This is a genomic window from Methyloligella solikamskensis (assembly GCF_042676065.1).
Taxonomy (GTDB): domain Bacteria; phylum Pseudomonadota; class Alphaproteobacteria; order Rhizobiales; family Methyloligellaceae; genus Methyloligella; species Methyloligella solikamskensis.
Genome location: NZ_JBHTJO010000001.1, coordinates 939,676 through 958,514 on the forward strand (window position 1 = coordinate 939,676; position 18,839 = coordinate 958,514).

At 64.1% G+C, this 18,839-nt stretch carries 19 protein-coding genes; 8 read left to right on the plus strand and 11 right to left on the minus strand.

All coding sequences use genetic code 11. The features are described 5' to 3' along the window. Positions 1 to 3: 3 nt before the first annotated feature. The 5 genes from rbbA to ACFQ2F_RS04545 all read right to left on the minus strand — a co-directional run bounded on the left by rbbA (position 4) and on the right by ACFQ2F_RS04545 (position 6,534). Positions 4 to 2,769, minus strand: coding sequence for a ribosome-associated ATPase/putative transporter RbbA (gene rbbA / locus ACFQ2F_RS04525; protein WP_379086335.1), 2,766 nt, complete (start codon positions 2,767 to 2,769; stop codon positions 4 to 6). Continuing rightward, positions 2,762 to 3,838, minus strand: coding sequence for an HlyD family secretion protein (locus ACFQ2F_RS04530; RefSeq protein WP_379086338.1), 1,077 nt, complete (start codon positions 3,836 to 3,838; stop codon positions 2,762 to 2,764). Before ACFQ2F_RS04530 ends, rbbA begins: the two co-directional genes overlap by 8 nt. A gap of 100 nt (positions 3,839 to 3,938) precedes the next feature. Next, the gene (locus ACFQ2F_RS04535; RefSeq protein WP_379086342.1) at positions 3,939 to 5,156 is read right to left on the minus strand and encodes a permease; all 1,218 of its coding nucleotides are present in this window, start codon (positions 5,154 to 5,156) and stop codon (positions 3,939 to 3,941) included. A gap of 85 nt (positions 5,157 to 5,241) precedes the next feature. Further along, positions 5,242 to 5,742: a DUF2231 domain-containing protein gene (locus tag ACFQ2F_RS04540; protein ID WP_379086345.1), complete on the minus strand. Its 501-nt coding sequence runs from the start codon at positions 5,740 to 5,742 to the stop codon at positions 5,242 to 5,244. 12 nt (positions 5,743 to 5,754) lie between these two features. After that, on the minus strand, positions 5,755 to 6,534 hold the full coding sequence (locus ACFQ2F_RS04545; RefSeq protein WP_379086348.1) for a copper resistance protein B: 780 nt from the start codon (positions 6,532 to 6,534) through the stop codon (positions 5,755 to 5,757). Positions 6,535 to 6,784: 250 nt separating this feature from the next. On the opposite strand from ACFQ2F_RS04545, the gene ACFQ2F_RS04550 reads away from it, so the two are divergent. Further along, a complete protein-coding gene (locus ACFQ2F_RS04550; protein ID WP_379086351.1) occupies positions 6,785 to 7,246 on the plus strand; it encodes a DUF305 domain-containing protein in 462 nt (153 codons plus the stop codon). A gap of 4 nt (positions 7,247 to 7,250) precedes the next feature. Continuing rightward, positions 7,251 to 7,793, plus strand: coding sequence for a DUF6692 family protein (locus ACFQ2F_RS04555; protein ID WP_379086354.1), 543 nt, complete (start codon positions 7,251 to 7,253; stop codon positions 7,791 to 7,793). A gap of 1 nt (position 7,794) precedes the next feature. Here ACFQ2F_RS04555 and fabI read toward each other — a convergent pair whose 3' ends face one another. Continuing rightward, complete coding sequence (fabI, locus tag ACFQ2F_RS04560; RefSeq protein WP_379086357.1) at positions 7,795 to 8,589, minus strand: enoyl-ACP reductase FabI; 795 nt, start codon at positions 8,587 to 8,589, stop codon at positions 7,795 to 7,797. Positions 8,590 to 8,852: 263 nt separating this feature from the next. On the opposite strand from fabI, the gene ACFQ2F_RS04565 reads away from it, so the two are divergent. After that, a complete protein-coding gene (locus tag ACFQ2F_RS04565) occupies positions 8,853 to 9,089 on the plus strand; it encodes a hypothetical protein (RefSeq protein WP_379086359.1) in 237 nt (78 codons plus the stop codon). Between the two features lie 84 nt (positions 9,090 to 9,173). On the opposite strand, the gene ACFQ2F_RS04570 is transcribed toward ACFQ2F_RS04565, so the two are convergent. Beyond that, positions 9,174 to 9,971, minus strand: a complete 798-nt coding sequence (locus tag ACFQ2F_RS04570; protein WP_379086362.1) for an alpha/beta fold hydrolase — start codon at positions 9,969 to 9,971, stop codon at positions 9,174 to 9,176. A gap of 194 nt (positions 9,972 to 10,165) precedes the next feature. On the opposite strand from ACFQ2F_RS04570, the gene ACFQ2F_RS04575 reads away from it, so the two are divergent. Continuing rightward, a complete protein-coding gene (locus tag ACFQ2F_RS04575) occupies positions 10,166 to 10,636 on the plus strand; it encodes a MaoC family dehydratase (protein WP_379086364.1) in 471 nt (156 codons plus the stop codon). On the opposite strand, the gene ACFQ2F_RS04580 is transcribed toward ACFQ2F_RS04575, so the two are convergent. The 3 genes from ACFQ2F_RS04580 to ACFQ2F_RS04590 form a co-directional block, all read right to left on the minus strand. Continuing rightward, positions 10,599 to 12,332 carry an FAD-dependent oxidoreductase gene (locus ACFQ2F_RS04580; RefSeq protein WP_379086367.1) on the minus strand — a complete coding sequence of 578 codons (1,734 nt, stop codon included), beginning with the start codon at positions 12,330 to 12,332 and terminating at the stop codon, positions 10,599 to 10,601. The two genes, ACFQ2F_RS04575 and ACFQ2F_RS04580, sit on opposite strands and share 38 nt — an antisense overlap. 116 nt (positions 12,333 to 12,448) lie before the next feature. After that, positions 12,449 to 13,462: an alpha/beta fold hydrolase gene (locus ACFQ2F_RS04585; RefSeq protein ID WP_379086370.1), complete on the minus strand. Its 1,014-nt coding sequence runs from the start codon at positions 13,460 to 13,462 to the stop codon at positions 12,449 to 12,451. Between the two features lie 81 nt (positions 13,463 to 13,543). After that, complete coding sequence (locus tag ACFQ2F_RS04590) at positions 13,544 to 14,137, minus strand: LysE family translocator (RefSeq protein WP_379086373.1); 594 nt, start codon at positions 14,135 to 14,137, stop codon at positions 13,544 to 13,546. 250 nt (positions 14,138 to 14,387) lie between these two features. On the opposite strand from ACFQ2F_RS04590, the gene ACFQ2F_RS04595 reads away from it, so the two are divergent. From ACFQ2F_RS04595 to ACFQ2F_RS04610, 4 genes are read left to right on the plus strand one after another with little or no spacing between them, the layout of a single operon-like run. Beyond that, positions 14,388 to 15,356, plus strand: coding sequence for a metal ABC transporter substrate-binding protein (locus ACFQ2F_RS04595; RefSeq protein ID WP_379086376.1), 969 nt, complete (start codon positions 14,388 to 14,390; stop codon positions 15,354 to 15,356). After that, positions 15,353 to 16,294, plus strand: coding sequence for a manganese/iron ABC transporter ATP-binding protein (locus ACFQ2F_RS04600; RefSeq protein WP_379086379.1), 942 nt, complete (start codon positions 15,353 to 15,355; stop codon positions 16,292 to 16,294). The genes ACFQ2F_RS04595 and ACFQ2F_RS04600 overlap by 4 nt, the downstream gene beginning before the upstream one ends. Next, positions 16,291 to 17,193, plus strand: coding sequence for a metal ABC transporter permease (locus tag ACFQ2F_RS04605; protein WP_379086382.1), 903 nt, complete (start codon positions 16,291 to 16,293; stop codon positions 17,191 to 17,193). The genes ACFQ2F_RS04600 and ACFQ2F_RS04605 overlap by 4 nt, the downstream gene beginning before the upstream one ends. Continuing rightward, positions 17,190 to 18,026: a metal ABC transporter permease gene (locus tag ACFQ2F_RS04610; protein WP_379086384.1), complete on the plus strand. Its 837-nt coding sequence runs from the start codon at positions 17,190 to 17,192 to the stop codon at positions 18,024 to 18,026. The genes ACFQ2F_RS04605 and ACFQ2F_RS04610 overlap by 4 nt, the downstream gene beginning before the upstream one ends. Here the strand turns inward: ACFQ2F_RS04610 and ACFQ2F_RS04615 are convergent. Beyond that, a complete protein-coding gene (locus ACFQ2F_RS04615) occupies positions 18,023 to 18,802 on the minus strand; it encodes a helix-turn-helix domain-containing protein (protein ID WP_379086387.1) in 780 nt (259 codons plus the stop codon). The two genes, ACFQ2F_RS04610 and ACFQ2F_RS04615, sit on opposite strands and share 4 nt — an antisense overlap. Positions 18,803 to 18,839: the final 37 nt, after the last annotated feature.

Here is an 18,839-nt window from a genome sequence, read left to right on the forward strand (position 1 = left end):
CGGTCAGCGCTCCTGTTTCCGGAGGAACAGCGCGCTGAGCGCAAGCAGCACTGGGACCGAAGCGGCGAGCGCGAGGAACGCCGTGTCCAGATCGCCGAAGCCGAGGGATTTGGAGAAGATGCCGCGGACGATGGTGAGGAAATAGGTCGTCGGGTAGATCTCGCCGATCATGCGTCCGAAGCCCTCCAGGGAGGAGACGGGGTCGATCATCCCAGAGAAGCTCGCCGCCGGCAGCATGGTGAGGATTGCGGTGCCGAAGATGGCTGCGATCTGGCTGCGCATGAAGCTCGAGATCAGCAGTCCCATGGCCGTGGATGCCGTCACGTAGATCAGCGCGGCCAGGGTCAGCAGCAGCGCGCTGCCTTTCAGGGGCACTCCGAAGAAGAACACCGCGAGGAGGGTGAGCACGACGAAGCCCGCCATGGAGAGCACGATATAGGGGAGCTGCTTGCCGAGCAGGAATTCCAGCTTGGTCGTCGGCGTAACGTAGAAATTGACGATGGAGCCGAGCTCCTTTTCGCGCACCACACTGAGTGCGGCGAGCATGGCGGGGATCATCATCAGAAGAAGCGGTACGACGGCGGGAACGATGGCGACCAAGCTCTCGACGTCGGGGTTGTAGCGGAAGCGCGTCTCGATCTCCGCCAGGGGCTGGAAGCCGGCGCCGGCGCCGGTCTCGCGCGCCTTGGTCGCCAGCCAATGAGAGTGCATCCCCTCCACATAGCCGCGGATGGTCTCTGCCCGGGTGGGCATGGCGCCGTCGATCCAGGCGCCGATCTCCACATTGCGGCCGCGCGCCAGATCGCGCGCGAAGTTGGGCGGGATCTCGATGGCCAGGCTGATATCGCCGGAGCGCATGCGCCGGTCGAGATCGTCGTAGCTGGTGATCGGCGGTTTTTCGATGAAGTAGCGGGAGCCCGCGATATCGAGGACGTAGCTCTCACTCGTCGTGGTCCGGTCGCGGTCGAGCACCGCGAAGCTCAGATCTTCCACGTCGAGGCTGATGCCGTAGCCCATGACGAAGAGCAGGATGGCGCTGCCCAGGATGGCCAGGGTGAGGCGGATGGGATCGCGGGCGAGCTCCAAGGCCTCGCGGCGCGCATAGCTCATCATGTGGCGCGGATCGAAGAACCGGCGCCAGGTGGGCCGCCGCTGCTCAGATGCCGGCGCCGATTTCTCCACAAGCGGCCCCGTCGTGTCCGAGGCGGGGCCTTTGGCGGCGGCCTCGGCTTCGGTCAGGTAGGCGATGAACGCCTCTTCCAAGCTCTCGGCTTTGCGCGATGCGACGATCTCCGCCGGCTTGCCTTCTGTGAGCACTTCGCCGGCATGCATCAGGGCGATGCGGTCGCAGCGCTCCGCCTCGTTCATGCGGTGGGTGGAGATGAAGATTGTCACGCCGTCGCGGCGGGAGAGCTCGGCGAGCATGCGCCAGAAATCGTCCCGGGCGATGGGGTCCACGCCCGATGTGGGCTCGTCGAGGATGAGAAGCTCCGGCCGGTGGATCATGGCGACGGCCAGAGACAGGCGCTGGCGGTGGCCCAGGGGCAGGGCATCGGGGAGCTGATCCATCACTTGGGTGAGCCCGAAGCGTTCGGCCATCTCCATAATGCGCGGGCCGCGCTCGTCCTCGGGCACGCCGAACAGCCTGGCGTGGAGCACCAGGTTCTGGCGCACGGTCAGCTCTGTGTAGAGCGAGAAGGCCTGGGACATGTATCCGACTCGGCGGCGGGTATCGAGATCGCGCGGGTCGAGCTTGTGGCCGAACAGGAAGGCCTGGCCTTCGGTGGCCGGAAGCAGCCCAGTCAGCATCTTCATGGTGGTGGTCTTGCCGCAGCCGTTGGAGCCGAGGAAGCCGTAGATCTCGCCCCGGCGGATACGGAAGCTCACATGGTCGACGGCGGTGAAGTCGCCGAACCGCTTGGTGAGGCCTTGTGCCTCGATGGCGATATCGCCGTCGTCCTCCTTCGCCGGCGGAATAACGACGGGCTGATATCCCTGGCGCTGCTCCTCGGGCAGCATGGCGATGAAGGCTTCTTCCAGGGTCTCCGTGCCGGTGTGTTTCAGAAGCTCATCCGGGGTGCCGGTGGCGAGCACCTTGCCGTCGTCCATGGCCGCCAGCCAGTCGAAGCGCGCCGCCTCGTCGAGATCGGTGGAGGCGACCAGCACGCTCATGCCGGGGCGGCTTGCCCGGATCTGGTCGATAAGCTCCCAGAACTGGCGGCGCGACAGGGGATCAATGCCGGTGGTGGGCTCGTCGAGGATCAGGAAGTCCGGATCGTGGATCAGGGCGCAGCAAAGGCCGAGCTTCTGCTTCATGCCGCCCGAGAGATGACTGGCGAGCCGATCCTTGAAGGGGGCCAGTCCCGTGGCCTCGGTCAGCCGGTCGATACGGCGTTCCCGTTCGGCTTTCGTGTGGCCGAACAGGCTGCCGAAGAAGTCGATATTCTCGTTCACCGAGAGCGATGCGTAGAGGTTCTTGCCGAGCCCTTGGGGCATGTAGGCAATGCGTGGGAAGCTCGCATTGCGGTGGGCGGCCTTGGCCATATCGCCGTCTAGCGCTTCCACGGTGCCGGACTGGATCTTGCGGGCGCCGGAGACCAGGGCGAGGACGCTCGACTTGCCGACGCCGTCCGGGCCGATGATGCCGGCCAGGCCGCCGGCGGGAATGTCGAGGCTGATATGGTCGAGGGCGACGACGCTCTTGTAGTGCAGGCTCACATCCCGAAGGCGAGCCACTGGCGGAGCGGCGGCGGATCCCGCTTCACTCACGCGGCATCCTCACTTCGAGATCCTCGGGCCAGGGCTTGGTCCGGTCCAGGCGCACATAGGCGATGCCCGGCAGGCCGGTCTTCACCTGATCTATATGCTTCTGCAGCACCTCGGTCGGGATCTTGGCCTTGATGCGGAACATGAGCTTCTCGCGCTCTTCTGCTGTCTCCACCGTCTTGGGCGTGAACTGGGCGACGTCGGCGACATAGGAGATGGTCGCGGGCACGACGTATTCCGGCGCAACATCGAGGATGATGCGCGCTTCGGCGCCCATGGCGACCCGGCCCGCCTGGGAGGTCGGTAGGAAGAAGGTCATGTAGACGTCGGAGAGGTCCACCATGTTGAGGACCGCGCCGCCGGCATTGAGAACCTCGCCGGGCTCCGCGACCCGGTATTGAATCCGCCCGTCGCGGGGCGAGCGGAGCTTGCTGTCTGCGATATCGGCTTCGATGCGCTCGATGGTGGCTTGGGTCGCCTCCACATTCGCTTCCGCCGCCACGACGTCGGACTCGGCGGAATTGATGCCGGCTTCGGCTGCGGCCTGCTGGGCTTGTGCGGCGCTGAGCGCAGCCTTTGCCGCCTGGAACTCGGCCGTGTCGTCGTCGAGGCGCTGCACGGGCACGGCGTTGCGTTCGACGAGCTGGGTGCTGCGGGAGAGATTTTTCTCGGCGATGTCGAGCTGGGCCTGGCGCTGGGCCACGACGGCTTCAGCGGACGACCGTTCGGCCTTCCGCTGAGTGACGACGGCTCTCGCAGCTTCCGTGGAGATTTTGGCGCGCCGGAGATTGGCCTTCGCCTCGCGGAGCTGGGCTTCGAGGGTGGCCGTGTCCATCTTGGCGAGGAGCTCGCCCTTCTCGATGAAGTCGCCTTCGCGGACCAGGATCTCGGCAACCCGGCCCGGCGTCTTGGTGGCGATATCGATCTCCACCGCCTCGATGCGGCCGTTGCCGCTGGCGAAACCTTCCGGCAGCCCCTCTGAGCGCAGGAAAAGCCAGGCGGCGCCCGCCACAACAAGAAGGATGGCGCCGATGACGACGACCCGCAGTATCGGTTTATTCCAATGAATCATAGCTGCCTGCAATATCACGGCAGCACGCTTATAGCGTTCTTACGTTGCGTTTTGGAGATGCCGTCCGGCGCGATTTGTCGCCGGACCCCAGTGTCGTGGGTTAGCCGCCCACGCCGAACAGGGGCAGGGCGAGGCCGATCGTGAGCCAGGTAAAGGCGATCAGCGCCAGCCAGAACAGGATCTGTTCGCCGAGCGGATCGGGCAGGCTCATGTCGAAGCCCATGGATTTGGTCTTCCAGACCAGGAAGAACGCGCTGAGGCCTAAGAATGCTAGGTTCAGGAACAAGGTGTAGTCGACGCCGAAGAATTCCCGATCGGTAACGCTCTGGGCGTTCGCCGTGTCGGGCAGGGCGCCGAAGGCGGCGAAGCCGTAATGCATGATGACGGCCGTGGCGACCAGCACGGTGAGAAAGATGCCGATGATGTAGAGGGCCATCTTCCACCCGTAATATTTCGCCTGGATGCGCAGGACGGGGAAGACCACGAGGTCTGAGAAGATGAAGGCCATGATGCCGGCGAAGCTCACGCCGTTGGAATAGAGCACGGCCGCAAGCGGGATGTTGCCCATGGAGCCGATGAAGGTGAAGAAGGCGGCGATGGGACCGACGACGGCCTGGGCCAGCACTTCCCAGAAGGCCGGGTCCTGGCTGCCGGAGCCGATGAAGAGCGCTTCGAAGAAGCTCTTCGGTACGAAGGCGGCGATGATTCCGGCGACGGTGAAGCCGATCATCACGTCCTTCCAGACCATGCGCCATTCCATGACGTAGCGCATGGCGACCATGCGCCAGCCTTGGGCGGATTTGATCAGCTTGCGCCAGTCGGGGATGTCCTCATCGCTCTCGGCGCCTTCTTGCTCTCGCGCCTTCTCGCGGGCTTCTTCGACCAGCTTCTTCGGATAGGTGAGGCGGACGAGCAGCCACATGAGCAGGATCAGGAGCACGCCGCCGACATATTCGCCGACCACGAACTGCCAGCTCAGGAAGACGGCGATCACGATGCCGAGCTCGATGACGAGGTTGGTGGAGGCGAGCAGGAAGGCAAGGGACGGGATCAATCCGGCACCCTTGGTGAACAAGGAGCGGCTGGTTGCGAGCGCTGCAAAGGAGCACGAGCTGGACAGGAAACCGAACAGGGTGCCCAGCCCGACGCTGGTGGCGCCTGCCTCGCCCATGGATTTCTTCATGCGCTCGCGGGTAACGAAGACCTGGATCATGCTGGAAATCAGATAGCCGAAGCCGAAAGCCCAAAGGGCCATCCAGAACAGGCCGACCGTGGTGTAGGCGGCTGTATGCCAGGTTTCGAGAAATCCTTGTTCCATGCGGAAAGGCGCCCCCTAGCGTCCTCTTAGATTTGCGTTACCTCGACGGGGCCAACGCGAAGGAGGCAAAAATGATCCCTGCCGGTCAGTGGTGGTGATCGTCGTCGCCGTGGGAATGACCACCTGCCTCGCCGGACGGGTCGGGGAGGCTCTGGACGCCAAGCCCATAACGGAAGACGAGGCGGCCGCCCCACCAGGCGGTCACCGTCAGCGGCGCTGCCGCGGCCAGGAGACAGATGGCGAAAACAATCGACGGTGGGCTGTTGCGGCGGAACAGGCGCCAGGCGCCGAGCAGGGTGAAGGCGGTGAACGTCGCGAGCGCCCAGTTGCGGTGGATATGGGTGGCGGCGTGAGAGGCTTCGTCCTGGGTCACCTCGTGATAGGCGTCGAAGCCCGCCATCACGGCACCTGCTGCCGCCAGCCAGCCCAAGAGCAACATCCAATCCGCGGCGGTTTGCAGCGAGCCGCTCCAGCGCGCGGTCCGGCCAATGCTGGCCACGATGGTTGCGACGCTGGCGGTGAACAGGAGAGCCACCGCGAAGTGCACGAAGATCGGATGGATGTTCGGTTCGATCAGGCCTGTCATCGAGACGCCCTCCTAGTACCAGATCCGCAAGCCGGCAACGAAGGAGGTGGTCTCCACATCTTCGCCGGCGGCCTCGGCGAAGTCGGCGGTCTCGCCGAACTGCCGCGTATAGGAGACGCCGATATAGGGCGCGATCTCCTTGATGATCTCATAGCGTAATCGCAGGCCTAGCTCGCCGTTCCGCAAGCCCGAGCCCTGTAGGTGTTCGGGGTCTGCCTGGCCGGCGAGATTCATCTCGATGCGCGGCTGGAGGATCAGCCGCTGGGTTAGGAGGATGTCGTATTCCGCCTCGAACTCGCCGAGGGTATCGCCGTGCTCTCCGATGAAGATCGCGGCGTCGAGCTCGAACCAATCGGGAGCGAGGCCCATGATGCCGATGGCGCCGTAGGTCTTGGAATCGGGTTCCAGGCTCTGGCGCACGCCCGCCTGAAAATCGAAATATTTGGAGATCGCCCGGCCGTAGAGAAGCTGGACCTCGGCGTCTTCGAAGGCGTCCGCGTCGGTCAGATAGGCGCCTTCGGACTTGCCCCAGATGCGGTTCAGGTTATTGCCGACCCAGCCCTGCATGTCCCATTCGAAGAGCGGGTCGTCGGCAACGCGGTATTCCAGCCGGTCCGCCTCGAAGAAGAAGTGCTTCTGGCCGCCTGCGTTGTGCTGCTGCTCGTGCTTGCCGCCCGCCATCCCGGCCGGGTCGTGATGCTGGGTCGCCGCGTCGGTGCCTCCAGAAGTGCCTTGCGCGAAGGCGGGGGCGGTGAGGAGCGTCAGCAAAAGAACGAGTGCGATACACCACATATAGCTATGCCTATCCCGGTGAGGTGGAACTCCAGCTTACGGCCGGTCAGGCGTCGATCACGATTCGGTTCAAGGCGTCTCAGGGGAGAATAGCTCAAACTGAGGTGGGGTACGTCCTCCAATCCAATGCCGTTGGACTGATCCTCTGACGTTTCGCGCTCAGTGCGCCATCCCGGCATTCTGGAACCGAACATCTTCCCCCTTGTTACGAACTTCACAGGAGAAAATGGCGTCCTGGGGAGAAGCACGCATGTCTTATATCAGATTTTTCGCGATGATCGCGACATCGACCATCGTGATGTTCGGGTTGATGTACCTGAACACCTACGCAGTTGAGCACATCTTTTTCAGCGAGACGCGGGTCTACATGGCGTTGCTCATGGGAGCCACCATGGCAGTCGTCATGCTCGGTTTCATGCTGGGGATGTACAAGAACAGGGCGCTGAACGTGGCGATCTTCGGCGGCGCCGTTCTCGGCTTCGCCCTCTGCCTTTTCTTGGTGCGCGATCAGACGACCGTGGGTCAGGTCTCCTACATGAAGGCGATGATCCCCCATCACTCCATCGCGATCATGACCAGCGAGCGGGCCGAGATCACCGATCCGCGCGTGCGCAAGCTGGCGCAAGGGATCATCGATGCCCAGCGGCGGGAGATTGCCGAGATGCGTTATCTGATCCGAGATCTCGAGCAAGACGACGAGCAGGAGGAGTAGAGCAATGACACTCAAGATATTCGGAAAAGCGACGTCCCTGGTCGCAGCTCTGCTCGTCGCCGGCGCGTTGGGCGGCTGTGAGGAGAACACCTATCGCGGCAACGACCGGTCCGCAGAAGAGGTGCCGGAGAGCCCGCCCGCCGAGCTTGCCGATGCGGCGACGGCGGTGAAGGAGGCGGATCCCGCTCAGGTCTATCCGCTGCCCATGGGACGCGACGAGTTCACCAAGGTCGTCTCCAGCGATGAGGCCTGCAGCTTCCGGATGACCTCTTCGGATTTCCCGGTACTGGTCCTCACGACCGGCGGCGAAGGCGAGGATGGCGCCAAGGCCGTCATGAAAGCGAACGGAAAGCTTTTCGAGCTCACGCCGGCCACCTCATCAAAAGACAAGATCGCTTTGAAAGCTGACGGCGTCCGGGCGTCCGTCACGCCCGCAAAGGGTGACGACGGGCTTCGGGAAGCGACATTGCACTTCCAGGTGGATGGCGCCGAGGAGCTCGGCTTTCGAGGCTATTTCAGCTGCGGCAAGCTCGGCTCCACCAGCTAGCTCACGCCATGAGGTGGGCGCCGCCGTCCACGGGGATGATGGTGCCGGTGATACGCTTGGCGGCGTCGCTGACCAGGAACGCGGCGAGATTGCCCACATCGTCGATATCCACCAGGTGGTGCTGGGGCGCGCGGGCGGCCGCCTCGTCCATGAGCTGATCGAAGCGATCGATGCCGCTGGCCGCGCGGGTCTTGATAGGGCCGGGCGACAGGGCATGAGCGCGGATGCCCTCGGGCCCCAGCTCAGCGGCGAGATAACGGGTGGCGCTCTCCAGGGCCGCCTTCACCGGCCCCATGAGATTGTAGTGCTCCACCACGCGCTCCGATCCGTAGAAGGTGACGCCGAGCAGGCAGCCGCCGTCCTTCATGAGCGGCTCGGCCAGGCGGGCCATGCGGATGAAGGAGTGGCAGGAAACATCCATGGCGATGCCGAAGCCTTCGGCGGACGAATCCGTCAGGCGTCCGTGGAGATCCTGCATGGGCGCGAAGGCGATGGAGTGCAGCAGGAAGTCGAGCCCGCCCCAGTCCTGCTCGATCTTCTCGAAGACAGCCTCAAGCGAGCCTTGCTCGCGCACGTCGCAGGGCAGCAGCATTTCGCAGCCGAGCGGGTCGGTCACCTCTTCGACGAAGGGCTTCGCCTTGTCGTTGAGATAGGTGGCCGCGAGCCTTGCGCCGGCGGCCTTGAAGGCGGAGCCGCAGCCGGCGGCGATGCTGTGCCGGTTGGCGATGCCGACGATAAGGCCGCGCTTGCCTGAAAGATCGACGATGGGTCGCGTGAGGGGAGTGTTGTCTGTCATGTGCTCCTCTTTTTTTCTTGATTGCGGGCGGTCGTCTTTCGAAACGGGGCCGTTTGGGGCGGTTCGATTTGCCAAATCATCCCGGTTGATCCGGCCTCTTCTTCTTTAGCGAATTGGCAAGGTTGCAAGCCGCCGATCTACCCCAAAGGGTGGACTCAGGCGTTAAAGTGGGATCAATTGTCGCAGTCAGAACGTTGCAAAGGGAGCGGGCCGGGGAGGTCCCGGCTTGCCAAAAGTCAACGCACGACACAGGAGGAAACGACATGCGCACTTTGATGATTGCCGGATTCCTTATTGGAGCCGTGAGCGCGCCGGCTTTGGCTGCGGACGAAGGCAACACCTGGATCGTGAAGGATTCGGTCGAGAACTGCTCCTTGCTTCCCCATAAGCCGGGTGAAGAGACCGGTCTGACCATCATGGGCGACAAGGCGGGGTACGGCTCGCCTGAGGGCGCCGACAAGGCTATGCGCGAAGCGGACTGTGCGGGCATCGTCGAGTAGTCGCATCGCCAGATAACGATGGATTGACAGTGGAGACGCTGTCGGGAGCCGCCGGTCCGCACGGGCCGGCGGTTTTTTATTTGCCTAGCGAAGAGCGAGGGTCAGGAACCTGTCCACCATGGTGTTGACCTGATTGGGGATCTCGATCTGGCAGAAATGACCGGCGCCGACGGTCTTGCCGTAGATCATATGGGGCGCGACTGCCTGGAAACGCGCCATCTCCCTGGGCGGGCAGGGCTCGCGGGTGGCGAGATAGAGGCAGGGCACGGGAAGCTCTCTGCCGTGATCGGCGGGCTCGTAGGTCTGGAGATTCTCCAGGCAGGAAACCATGACGTGATGCGGCGTGGCCGTCATGACGTCGATCAGCCGGTCCTTGCGGACGGGATCGTCGTATTCGAGGAAGAGGATGTCCTCGGCGTACTCCCGCAAGGTCTCGCGATAGTCCTCGCCCCGGAGCGCCTCCAGGAGCTCCCCAACTCTTGCCGTTTGCGAGTCGGGCAGTACCGTGGCCGAATCAAGCATCACACTCGCGGCTGTCAGATGCGGATAGCGCATGCCGATCTCGAAGGCGATGATGCCGCCCATTCCGTGGCCGATGATGATCGGCCGCCGGATCTGCAGGTCGGCCAGGAGCAGGGCGATGTCGTCGGCGAAGACCTGCATGGTGTAGGGCGCCTCCGGCTTGTCGCTCTTGCCGTGGCCGCGCAGATCCAGGGTGACGACGGTGTGGCCGGCGGGCGCGTAATGGGAAAACTGCTCCGACATGAAGGTGTGGTCGCCGCACCAGCCGTGGATAAGCACGACTGGCCATTTGCTGCCCGTGGCCTTGCGGAAGTTGATATTGACCGGCGTGGGGTTGGGTTCAGGGTCGTCTTGCGCCATAGGGTTCGATCCGTCGCGGCCTCTTCTTGTTGGTGCGCGCCAAATTGTCCGCGCCGGGTTTCGGCTTCGCCGGCAGACGCCTATCTGCGGGAGGGCGCAGAATCGAAGCTTCAGGCGCTATCAAACATGGAAAGCATCGAGATTGGCAAACCCGCCTTCGCGGCGGCATCCGTCAAATCGGTGCGGGGGACGGTATGAACGGCAAGGCAATCTCCGGCGGAACGGATTTCTATCTCGAGGATCTCTCGGTCGGGCAGGTGTTCCAGACCGGGCGCCACCGCATGGAGGTGGACGAGATCAAGCGGTTCGCCCAGCAATTCGATCCGCAGATCTTTCATACGGACGAGAGGGGCGCCGAGGGGAGCTTCTTCGGCGAGCTGGTGGCGAGCGGCTGGCATACGGGCTCGGTTACCATGCGGCTCTTGGTGGAGAGCCGGTTCCTGGCGGACGGCTTCATCGGCAGCCATATCGATGTGACCTGGCCGCGGCCTGTGAAGCCCGGCGACGTCCTGCGGGTGCAAGGGACGATCCTCGAGATCGATCCGTCCAAATCGCGGCCCGAGCGGGGGCGCATCACGGTCAGCGTGGAGACCCTCAATCAGCGTGACGAGGTGGTCCAGAAGATGATCACGACGCTGCTGGTGCATCGCCGGCCGACTGCGTGAAGGTCGCCCTTTTGCGGTCTGCGCTTCCCGGCTGGCTGAGATAGGTGTGGATGGAGCGGACGACGGCTGCGCCTTCACCTATGGCGCCGCCGATGCGTTTCACTGATCCAGCCCGCACATCGCCGATGGCAAAGACGCCGGGCAGGTTCGATTCGAGGGGCAGGGAGGAGGAGCCGTTGCCCTCGTTGCCCGTTTCCACGAAGCCGGCCTTGTCGACGGTCACTCCGCAGCCGTCCAGCCATTCTGTCTCGGGCTCGGCGCCGATGAAGAGGAAGACGTCGCGAATGTCGCCTGTGGTTTCCTCGCCCGAGCCGTTGTCGCGCCAGCGGACGCGCTCCAGGCCGGTGAGCTTGTCCCCTTCCAGGCCGACCACCTCGGTTCCGAACATCAAATCGATATTGGGGGCGGCGCCGATGCGGTCGATCAGGTAGCGGGACATGCTGTCTGCGAGGCTGTCCTTGCGCACCATCATCTTGACCTTGTCGGCGTAGCCGGACAGGAACACGGCCGCCTGGCCGGCGGAATTGCCGCCGCCGACGAGAATGACCTCGCGTCCTTGCGTACGCTGGGCCTCGATGGGCGAAGCCCAATACCAGATGCCGCGGCCTTCGAGATCCTCCAGACCGTCGAGCGCCGGGCGGCGGTATCGAGCGCCGCTTGCGACCACCACGGTCCGGGCGCGGATCACGTCGCCGTCGCCGGTGTGGAGCTGGAAGGTGCCGTCGGCGCGGTCGCAATCGAGTTTGGTGACGGTGACGGGGATGCGGATCTCGACGCCGAATTTCTGGGCCTGCACGAAGGCGCGGCCGACCAGGGCACGTCCGGTGATGCCCGTCGGGAAGCCGAAATAGTTCTCGATCCGCGCGCTGGCGCCGGCCTGGCCGCCATAGGAGCGGCAGTCCAGCGCGATGACGGACAGCCCTTCGGAGGCCGCGTAGACGGAGGTGGAGAGACCGGCCGGCCCTGCGCCGACCACCGCCACGTCGAAGATCTTGTTCTCGTCGGTCCGGCCGAGCATGCCCATGGTGCGGGCAAGTTCTCCTTCGGTTGGGTTTTGCAGGATCGTTCCGTCGGGGCAGAGCACCAAGGGGAGCTGGTCGCAGGAGGCGGAGATGCGCTCCAGCACCGCGGCGCCCTCGGGATCGATGCAGGGGTCGATCAGGTGGTAGGGCTGGCCGTTGCGGTTCAGGAAGCCCTGCAGGCGGATGACGTCCGCGTGATCGGGCCGGCCGACGATGAGCGCGCTGCCAAAGCCACTCTCCAGGAGGCCGACGCGGCGCAGGATCAGGGCGCGGGTGATCCGCTCGCCAAGATCGGCTTCGGCTACGAGAAGAGCGCGCAGTTTCTCGGGCGGGATGAGCAAGGCCTCAACATCGTTCTCAGCCCGGATATCGACGAGGGCGGCGCGATCCGAAAGCTGCCCGATCTCGGCCAGGAACTGGCCCGGGCCCTGCTCGATCACCGGCGTGACATGGCCGAGCCCGTCGCGCTGGGTAACCGCGACCTGGCCTGAGAGCAACACGAACATTCCGGGGGCCGGTCTACCGGCTTCGAACAGAAGCTCGCCGGCCAAGTAGCGGCAGGACGTACCGAACCGCGCGATCCGGTCGATCTCGTCCTTGGTCAGGGTTGGGAAGGTCTGCTCGTAGCGTGGCGGGTGCACGGGAGGTGCGACGTCGGAATTCGGGTCTGCCATGGCTCAGGCTCCGTTGCCGTCCAAAGGGCGATGCGCCGATCATATAGGAGGCTCTGGCCGATCGGCTCGCTCTATTTGATGCGTTGGAGAAGACCGAAAAATGACCGCCAGTGCCGTCAGTCGAGCAGGTCGGTGATTGCCTGATCGAGGAAGGCGTCGAAGCCCGGGTCCTTGCCGGGCGAGGCGGCACAGTGGCCGAACTTGGAGACGTAAGGGCGAAGCTCGGCGTGGGGCATGCGCTCTGCCTCAAGGGCGTTGTCTTCCGGCGGAAAGTAGAGATCGGTGGTGGAGGGGATCAGGATCGCCTTGGGCAGGATGCCGGCCAGCGCCTTGTCGAAATCGCCGCCATAGCGGGAATTGGCGCTGATATCACCCTGCTGCCAGGCCCAGAGCTTCGCGAGGAGATCGTTGGCGTCCCAGTTGTCGACATGGTCGGCCTCCCAGCCTTGCAGGAGATCTTCGACACTCTCGAAGCCGAACTGGCGGTAGAGCCCTTCCCGGTAGAAGGCCTGGGAGTAGGCCCAGCCGGCATAGACTCGGGCGAAGGCCTTGAGCCCGGTCACTGGTTGGGTGCCGTAGTCGCCGCCGTTCCAGGCGCTGTCGGCCTGGAGCGCCGCCTTCACGCCTTCGAGAAAGACGAAGTTGTGCGGCGAGGTCTTGGCGGACGCGCAGAACGGCAGGATCGCCTCCACCATGTCCGGATAGAGTGCGCCCCAGTGATAGGTCTGGCAGCCGGCCATGGACCAGCCGGTGACGAGCGCCAGACGGTCGATGCCAAGCTCCTCGACGATGAGCCGGTGCTGACAGACCACGTTGTCGTAAAGGGTCACATGGGGGAAGCGCGCCCCGGCCTGCTCAGGGATCGTGTTGCTCGGAGACGAGGAGAGGCCGTTGCCGAACATGTTCACCGAGACGATGAAGTGGCGCGCCGGATCGAGCGCCCGGCCGGGACCAAAATAGGCTTCGTTGCGCGTATGGGTGCCCGTGTAGAAAGTCGGCATCAGCACCGCGTTGTCGCCTTTTGGCGAGAGGGTGCCGTAGGTCTTGTAGGCGAGCTTGGCGTGCTTCAGCGTCTCGCCGGATTGCAGCTGCACGTCGCCAAGAGCGAAGGATTCGTATTCGGCAGTCATTCGGCTTTCCTTACGAGGCTCCCTTGCAGTCTCCCGTTTTCGCTTACCTTACACGCTCTTCGCTTCGCATGGCGGTGACGATCAAAGCCAGAAGATCAGGGCCGTGAGCGCCGTCAGGACGGCTAGGCCGCGATTGATGGCGATGAGCCATTTTTCTTCCGTGAGGATCTGGCGCAAGCCTGCGCCGAAGCCCAGCCATGTTGCCGAGCAGGGCAGCATGACGATGACGAACACCGTGATGAGCAGGACGAGAGAGGCCACGTAGTTGGGCCCCGGCGTCGTGTAGGCCGCAACAGCCGTGACCACCATCACCCAAGCCTTGGGATTGGCGAACTGGAAGAGGGCGGCCTGGAAGAAGCTGATAGGCTCGGCTGCTTTCGCTTCCGGCATATCTGCGGCGCGCCACAGTTTCCGCGCCAGCCAGAACAGATAGAGGGTGCCGGCGATCTTGATGACGAGCTGAATCCGCGGCTCGACGGCGAAGACCGCGCCGAGGCCTGCACCGACAATCGCCATCTGGACGGCGCAGCCGGTAGGGATGCCCAGCATATGGGGCAGAGTCCGCCGGATGCCGAAGATCAGGCCCGACGTGGTCAGCATCATGTTGTTGGGGCCCGGCGTGATCGCCATGACGAAAACGTAAAGGGCGATGGGCGCGGCCAAGGCGAGGTTCATCGGAAGCTCGGGAGATAGATGATCGGCGGCGTGACGCCGTCCGTATAACGAAGACGTGCGAGTATGGTCATTCAATGGGCCGGGACCACGGGTGATGTCCATATGGGATCGCACGACGCGGTAAGAACCGGGCCAATTCGCCGCTCCTTATTTAGTTGCAAATCATTCGCAACTAGCTTACGTGCATAAGACGATAAGGGCGGGGAAACCGCCCGGTTGAGATTTGGGTTTGCTGCAGGAGAGTGTTTGCATGGGATATCGCGCCTGGGCCGCGCAATTGGGAAAGCTCTGCCGCGACGGCGCGGGCGCCTTGAGTTTCTTGCGTGTTTGGGGTCTGGCGATCCTGATCGTTCTTCCGCTTGCCGCCTGTGGCGACGAAAATTCCAGCGCGGCCGACGACGGCAAGCTGAAGGTGCTGACCACCTTCACGGTGATCGCAGACATGGCACGCAACGTCGCCGGCGATAAAGCGACGGTCGAATCCATCACCAAGCCGGGCGCGGAAATCCACAATTATCAGCCGACGCCAGGCGACCTGATCAAGGCGCAAGGGGCCGATCTCATCCTGTGGAACGGTCTCGACCTGGAGCGCTGGTTCCAGAAGTTCTTCCGGAACCTTCAGGAGGTTCCGGGTGTCGTTATTTCAGATGGGGTAGAGCCGATCGGAATCGGCGAGGGACCTTATTCCGGAAAGCCGAACCCCCATGCCTGGATGTCGGTGTCCGATGGCGTGATCTATGTGGAGAATATCCGGGACGCGCTGGTCGAGGCGGATCCTGAGAATGCGGAGACCTACAAGAAGAATGCAGCCGCCTATATCGAGAAGCTCGAGGCCATGGCGAAGCCGATCCGCGAAACCCTAGACCAAGTGCCGGAGAACAAGCGCTGGCTCGTCACGAGCGAAGGCGCGTTCAGCTATCTGGCCCGGGATTACGGGCTGAAGGAACTCTATCTCTGGCCGATCAATGCCGATGCGCAAGGCACGCCCCAGCAGGTGCGCGCGGTCATCGACCAGATGAAGGCCCAGGACATTCCGGTCATCTTCTCCGAAAGCACGGTCTCGCCGTCCCCGGCCGAGCAGGTGGCGCGCGAGACGGGCGCCAACTATGGCGGCGTGCTTTATGTGGATTCCTTGAGCGAAGCGGACGGACCGGTGCCGACCTATCTCGATCTGTTGCGGGTCACCTCCGAACGGATCGCCGAAGGGCTGACGGAATGAAGCCAGAGCTCGGCGAAATCGACCAGGCCCATGGCGGGGCAGCCGTGTGCGGCATTGTGGTGGACGACGTGACGGTGACCTACCGGAACGGGACCACGGCCCTGCGCGATGTCAGCTTCGCGATTCCCACCGGCACCATCACGGCGCTGGTCGGCATCAACGGTAGCGGCAAGTCCACCCTGTTCAAGGCGATCATGGGGTTCCTGCGGGCCGGCAAGGGCTCGATCTCGATCCTCGGCCGAAGCGTGCGGCAGGCGCTGAAAGAGACGCTGGTCGCTTATGTGCCCCAGGCCGAGGAGGTCGACTGGAACTTCCCCGTGCTCGTCGAGGACGTCGTCATGATGGGCCGCTACGGTCACATGAACATGCTGCGGATACCGCGCAGGCGCGATCACGAGGCGGTGGCGGCGGCGCTGGACCGGGTCAACATGACCGAGTTCGCCAAGCGTCAGATCGGCGAGCTTTCCGGCGGCCAGAAGAAGCGCGTGTTCCTCGCACGCGCGCTGGCCCAGGACGCCCAGGTGATCCTGCTCGACGAGCCCTTCACCGGCGTCGACGTGAAGACGGAAGAGGCGATCATCAAATTGCTGAAGGGGCTGCGGGACGAGGGGCGGGTGATGCTCGTCTCCACCCATAACCTCGGCAGTGTGCCCCAGTTCTGCGACCGGACGGTGCTGTTGAAGCACACGGTTCTGGCCTCCGGGCCAACGTCGGAGGTGTTCACGGAAGAGAATCTGCAGCGCACCTTCGGCGGCGTGTTGCGCCATTTCGTGCTGCCGGGCGAGCGCGGCCCGGGCGGTCAGCCCGGCGAAAGCGTGACCGTGATCTCCGACGACGAGCGGCCCTTCGTGGTCTATGGCGAAGACGGCAGCGAGGCGCCGCCAAAGCCGAAGAAGAAGCCGGCGCCAAAACGGCGGACCAGGAGCGGCAGCAAATGATCGCCACGCTGCTCGAACCCTTCGGCTACGACTACATGGTCAACGCCATGTGGGTGAGCGCGCTGGTCGGGGCTACGTGCGCGTTTCTCTCAGCTTATCTGATGCTCAAGGGCTGGTCGCTGATCGGCGATGCCTTGTCCCATTCCATTGTGCCGGGCGTTGCGGGCGCTTTCATGCTGGGCCTGCCGTTCTCATTCGGCGCTTTTCTTGCCGGCGGGCTGGCGGCGGGCGCCATGCTGTTTCTCAACGAGCGGACCAAGCTGAAGGAAGACGCGATCATCGGGCTGATCTTCACCTCCTTCTTCGGGCTCGGCCTGTTCATGGTCTCCCTGTCGCCGACCTCGGTCGACGTGCAGCAGATCGTGCTGGGCAATATCCTGGCGATCACGCCTGAAGACACGCTGCAACTCGTGCTGATCGCGGGCGTCTCCCTCGTGTTGCTGACCCTGAAGTGGCGGGATCTGATGGCCGTGTTCTTCGACGAGAACCACGCCCATTCAGCCGGGCTCAATCCGCCCGCCATGAAGTTCCTGTTCTTCACGCTGCTGAGCGCCTGCACCGTGGCGGCGCTGCTGACCGTCGGCGCCTTCCTGGTGATCGCCTTGGTGGTGACGCCCGGCGCCACGGCCTATCTGCTCACCGACCGCTTTCCCCGGCTGATCGTGATCTCCATCCTGATCGGCGCCGTCACCAGCTTCCTCGGCGCCTATGCGAGCTACTTCCTGGATGGAGCGACAGGCGGGGTGATCGTGGTGCTGCAGACGCTTGTCTTCCTCACCGCCTTCGTCTTCGCGCCGAAGCACGGGATGCTGGCGGCGCGGCGTAAGGCGGCGGAGGCCCTGGAAGGGACTTCGGAGCTACACTCTTCGGAAGTGGATGCCTCGGAGGCGCGCGCATGAACACGTTCCTGGCGCACCCGGAAGCCCCGTTCCTGTTTACCTTCATGCAGCAGGCTTTCATCATCGCGGTCTGCGTGGCGGTGCCGACGGCGCTGCTCTCCTGCTATCTGGTCCTGAAAGGCTGGGCGCTGCTGGGCGATGCCACAAGCCATGCGGTGCTGCCGGGGATCGTCCTCGCCTATGTGGCGGGGATTCCTTTGGGTGTGGGCGCGTTCGCCGCGGGCATGGTCTGCGCGCTCGCTACCGGCTTCCTGCACGAAAACAGCCGGGTGAAGCAGGACACCATCATGGGTGTGGTGTTCTCCGGCATGTTCGGGCTGGGCATCGTGCTCTACACGCAGATCGAGACCAATCTGCATCTCGACCACATCCTGTTCGGCGACATGCTGGGCGTGGGTTGGAACGACATCGTCCAATCGGCGGTCATCGCTCTCGTCGTGGTGGGCGCCATCGCGCTGAAATGGCGGGATCTTCTGCTGCAGGCCTTCGATCCTCAGCAGGCGAAGGCGATCGGGCTGCCGGTCCGCACGCTGCACTACGGGCTGCTATGCATCCTGTCGCTTGCCATCGTAGGCGCGCTTCAGGCGGTGGGCATTATCCTCGCCATCGCCATGCTGATCGCGCCGGGCGCCATCGCCTTCCTGATCACCAAGCGGTTCGGCCTGATGCTGCTGACCGCGGTCACCATCGCGGTGGGGTGTTCGCTGCTCGGCGTCTATCTCAGCTTCTTCATCGACAGCGCGCCGGCGCCCACCATCGTGCTGCTGATGACGTGCGTGTTCATCGCGGCTTTCGTGGCGACCCGCCGCCCGGCCGCTGCCGAGGCGGTCTAGCTGCCGCGCACGCCGGCAAGCCGTGGCGGTGCGCCGAATGCCTTCCGGAATGCATGGCCGAAATGGGCCTGGTCGAAGAAGCCTGCCGCATGGGCGGCTTCGGTGCCGCTGCTCCCGTTTGCGGCCTCGCTGATGGCCGAGCGGAGCCGCCGCCAGGTGCGGTACCGGCGCATCGGGACGCCGACCGTCTCGGTGAAGAGATGCTGCATCCGTGAGACGGAGAGACCGACCTCCGCCGCGAGGCTTTCGGCCGGGATCTGCTCCGTCAGGTCTTCCGACAGGCGCCGCACCAGAGTGGCGATGCGCGGATCGATCTCGGTGAGGGAATTCCGGCCGGCGTAGGAGACGACATCGGACAGGGCCAGATGCGCCCAGCGGTGGCTCTCCGGAGATTCGAAGAGCTCGCGGAAAACCTCGAGGGTCGCGGGACGTCCTATGATCACGCCATCCTCTGCGGATGCCTCCTGCAGGATGGGGGCGAGCGCCTCCAGTCCGGCAAGATCCGGTTCCAGATAAAGGACGGAGAGCGGCTCGCCGCCCATGTCGAACTCGTAAGAGGTGCTGGCGGGGATCATGGCGGCGTGGGCGAGGCGCCAGTCTCCGCCCTCGACGCGCAGGCGGAACGCGCCGTAGAGCCCTGTCAGCAGAACCGGCGTGGCGTGACGGTGGGGCACGTTATGGCCGAGCGGACCGGCGAAGAACGCGCGGTCTGGCTCAACATGCCAGAGCGGCCGCGGATCTTGTTGGCCGGCAGCAGATTCATACAAGCGCGTCATGGGCTTCGTCGCTCAGTCTCCCAATCCGATCAATCAT

Excerpts from the sequence above, each read along its gene's own strand:
- ACFQ2F_RS04530 (WP_379086338.1), bottom strand. The coding sequence starts at position 3,838 with ATGATTCATTGGAATAAACCGATACTGCGGGTCGTCGTCATCGGCGCC.
- ACFQ2F_RS04535 (WP_379086342.1), bottom strand. The coding sequence starts at position 5,156 with ATGGAACAAGGATTTCTCGAAACCTGGCATACAGCCGCCTACACCACG.
- ACFQ2F_RS04540 (WP_379086345.1), bottom strand. The coding sequence starts at position 5,742 with ATGACAGGCCTGATCGAACCGAACATCCATCCGATCTTCGTGCACTTC.
- ACFQ2F_RS04545 (WP_379086348.1), bottom strand. The coding sequence starts at position 6,534 with ATGTGGTGTATCGCACTCGTTCTTTTGCTGACGCTCCTCACCGCCCCC.
- ACFQ2F_RS04550 (WP_379086351.1), top strand. The coding sequence starts at position 6,785 with ATGTCTTATATCAGATTTTTCGCGATGATCGCGACATCGACCATCGTG.
- ACFQ2F_RS04555 (WP_379086354.1), top strand. The coding sequence starts at position 7,251 with ATGACACTCAAGATATTCGGAAAAGCGACGTCCCTGGTCGCAGCTCTG.
- fabI (WP_379086357.1), bottom strand. The coding sequence starts at position 8,589 with ATGACAGACAACACTCCCCTCACGCGACCCATCGTCGATCTTTCAGGC.
- ACFQ2F_RS04565 (WP_379086359.1), top strand. The coding sequence starts at position 8,853 with ATGCGCACTTTGATGATTGCCGGATTCCTTATTGGAGCCGTGAGCGCG.
- ACFQ2F_RS04570 (WP_379086362.1), bottom strand. The coding sequence starts at position 9,971 with ATGGCGCAAGACGACCCTGAACCCAACCCCACGCCGGTCAATATCAAC.
- ACFQ2F_RS04575 (WP_379086364.1), top strand. The coding sequence starts at position 10,166 with ATGAACGGCAAGGCAATCTCCGGCGGAACGGATTTCTATCTCGAGGAT.
- ACFQ2F_RS04580 (WP_379086367.1), bottom strand. The coding sequence starts at position 12,332 with ATGGCAGACCCGAATTCCGACGTCGCACCTCCCGTGCACCCGCCACGC.
- ACFQ2F_RS04585 (WP_379086370.1), bottom strand. The coding sequence starts at position 13,462 with ATGACTGCCGAATACGAATCCTTCGCTCTTGGCGACGTGCAGCTGCAA.
- ACFQ2F_RS04590 (WP_379086373.1), bottom strand. The coding sequence starts at position 14,137 with ATGAACCTCGCCTTGGCCGCGCCCATCGCCCTTTACGTTTTCGTCATG.
- ACFQ2F_RS04595 (WP_379086376.1), top strand. The coding sequence starts at position 14,388 with ATGGGATATCGCGCCTGGGCCGCGCAATTGGGAAAGCTCTGCCGCGAC.
- ACFQ2F_RS04600 (WP_379086379.1), top strand. The coding sequence starts at position 15,353 with ATGAAGCCAGAGCTCGGCGAAATCGACCAGGCCCATGGCGGGGCAGCC.
- ACFQ2F_RS04605 (WP_379086382.1), top strand. The coding sequence starts at position 16,291 with ATGATCGCCACGCTGCTCGAACCCTTCGGCTACGACTACATGGTCAAC.
- ACFQ2F_RS04610 (WP_379086384.1), top strand. The coding sequence starts at position 17,190 with ATGAACACGTTCCTGGCGCACCCGGAAGCCCCGTTCCTGTTTACCTTC.
- ACFQ2F_RS04615 (WP_379086387.1), bottom strand. The coding sequence starts at position 18,802 with ATGACGCGCTTGTATGAATCTGCTGCCGGCCAACAAGATCCGCGGCCG.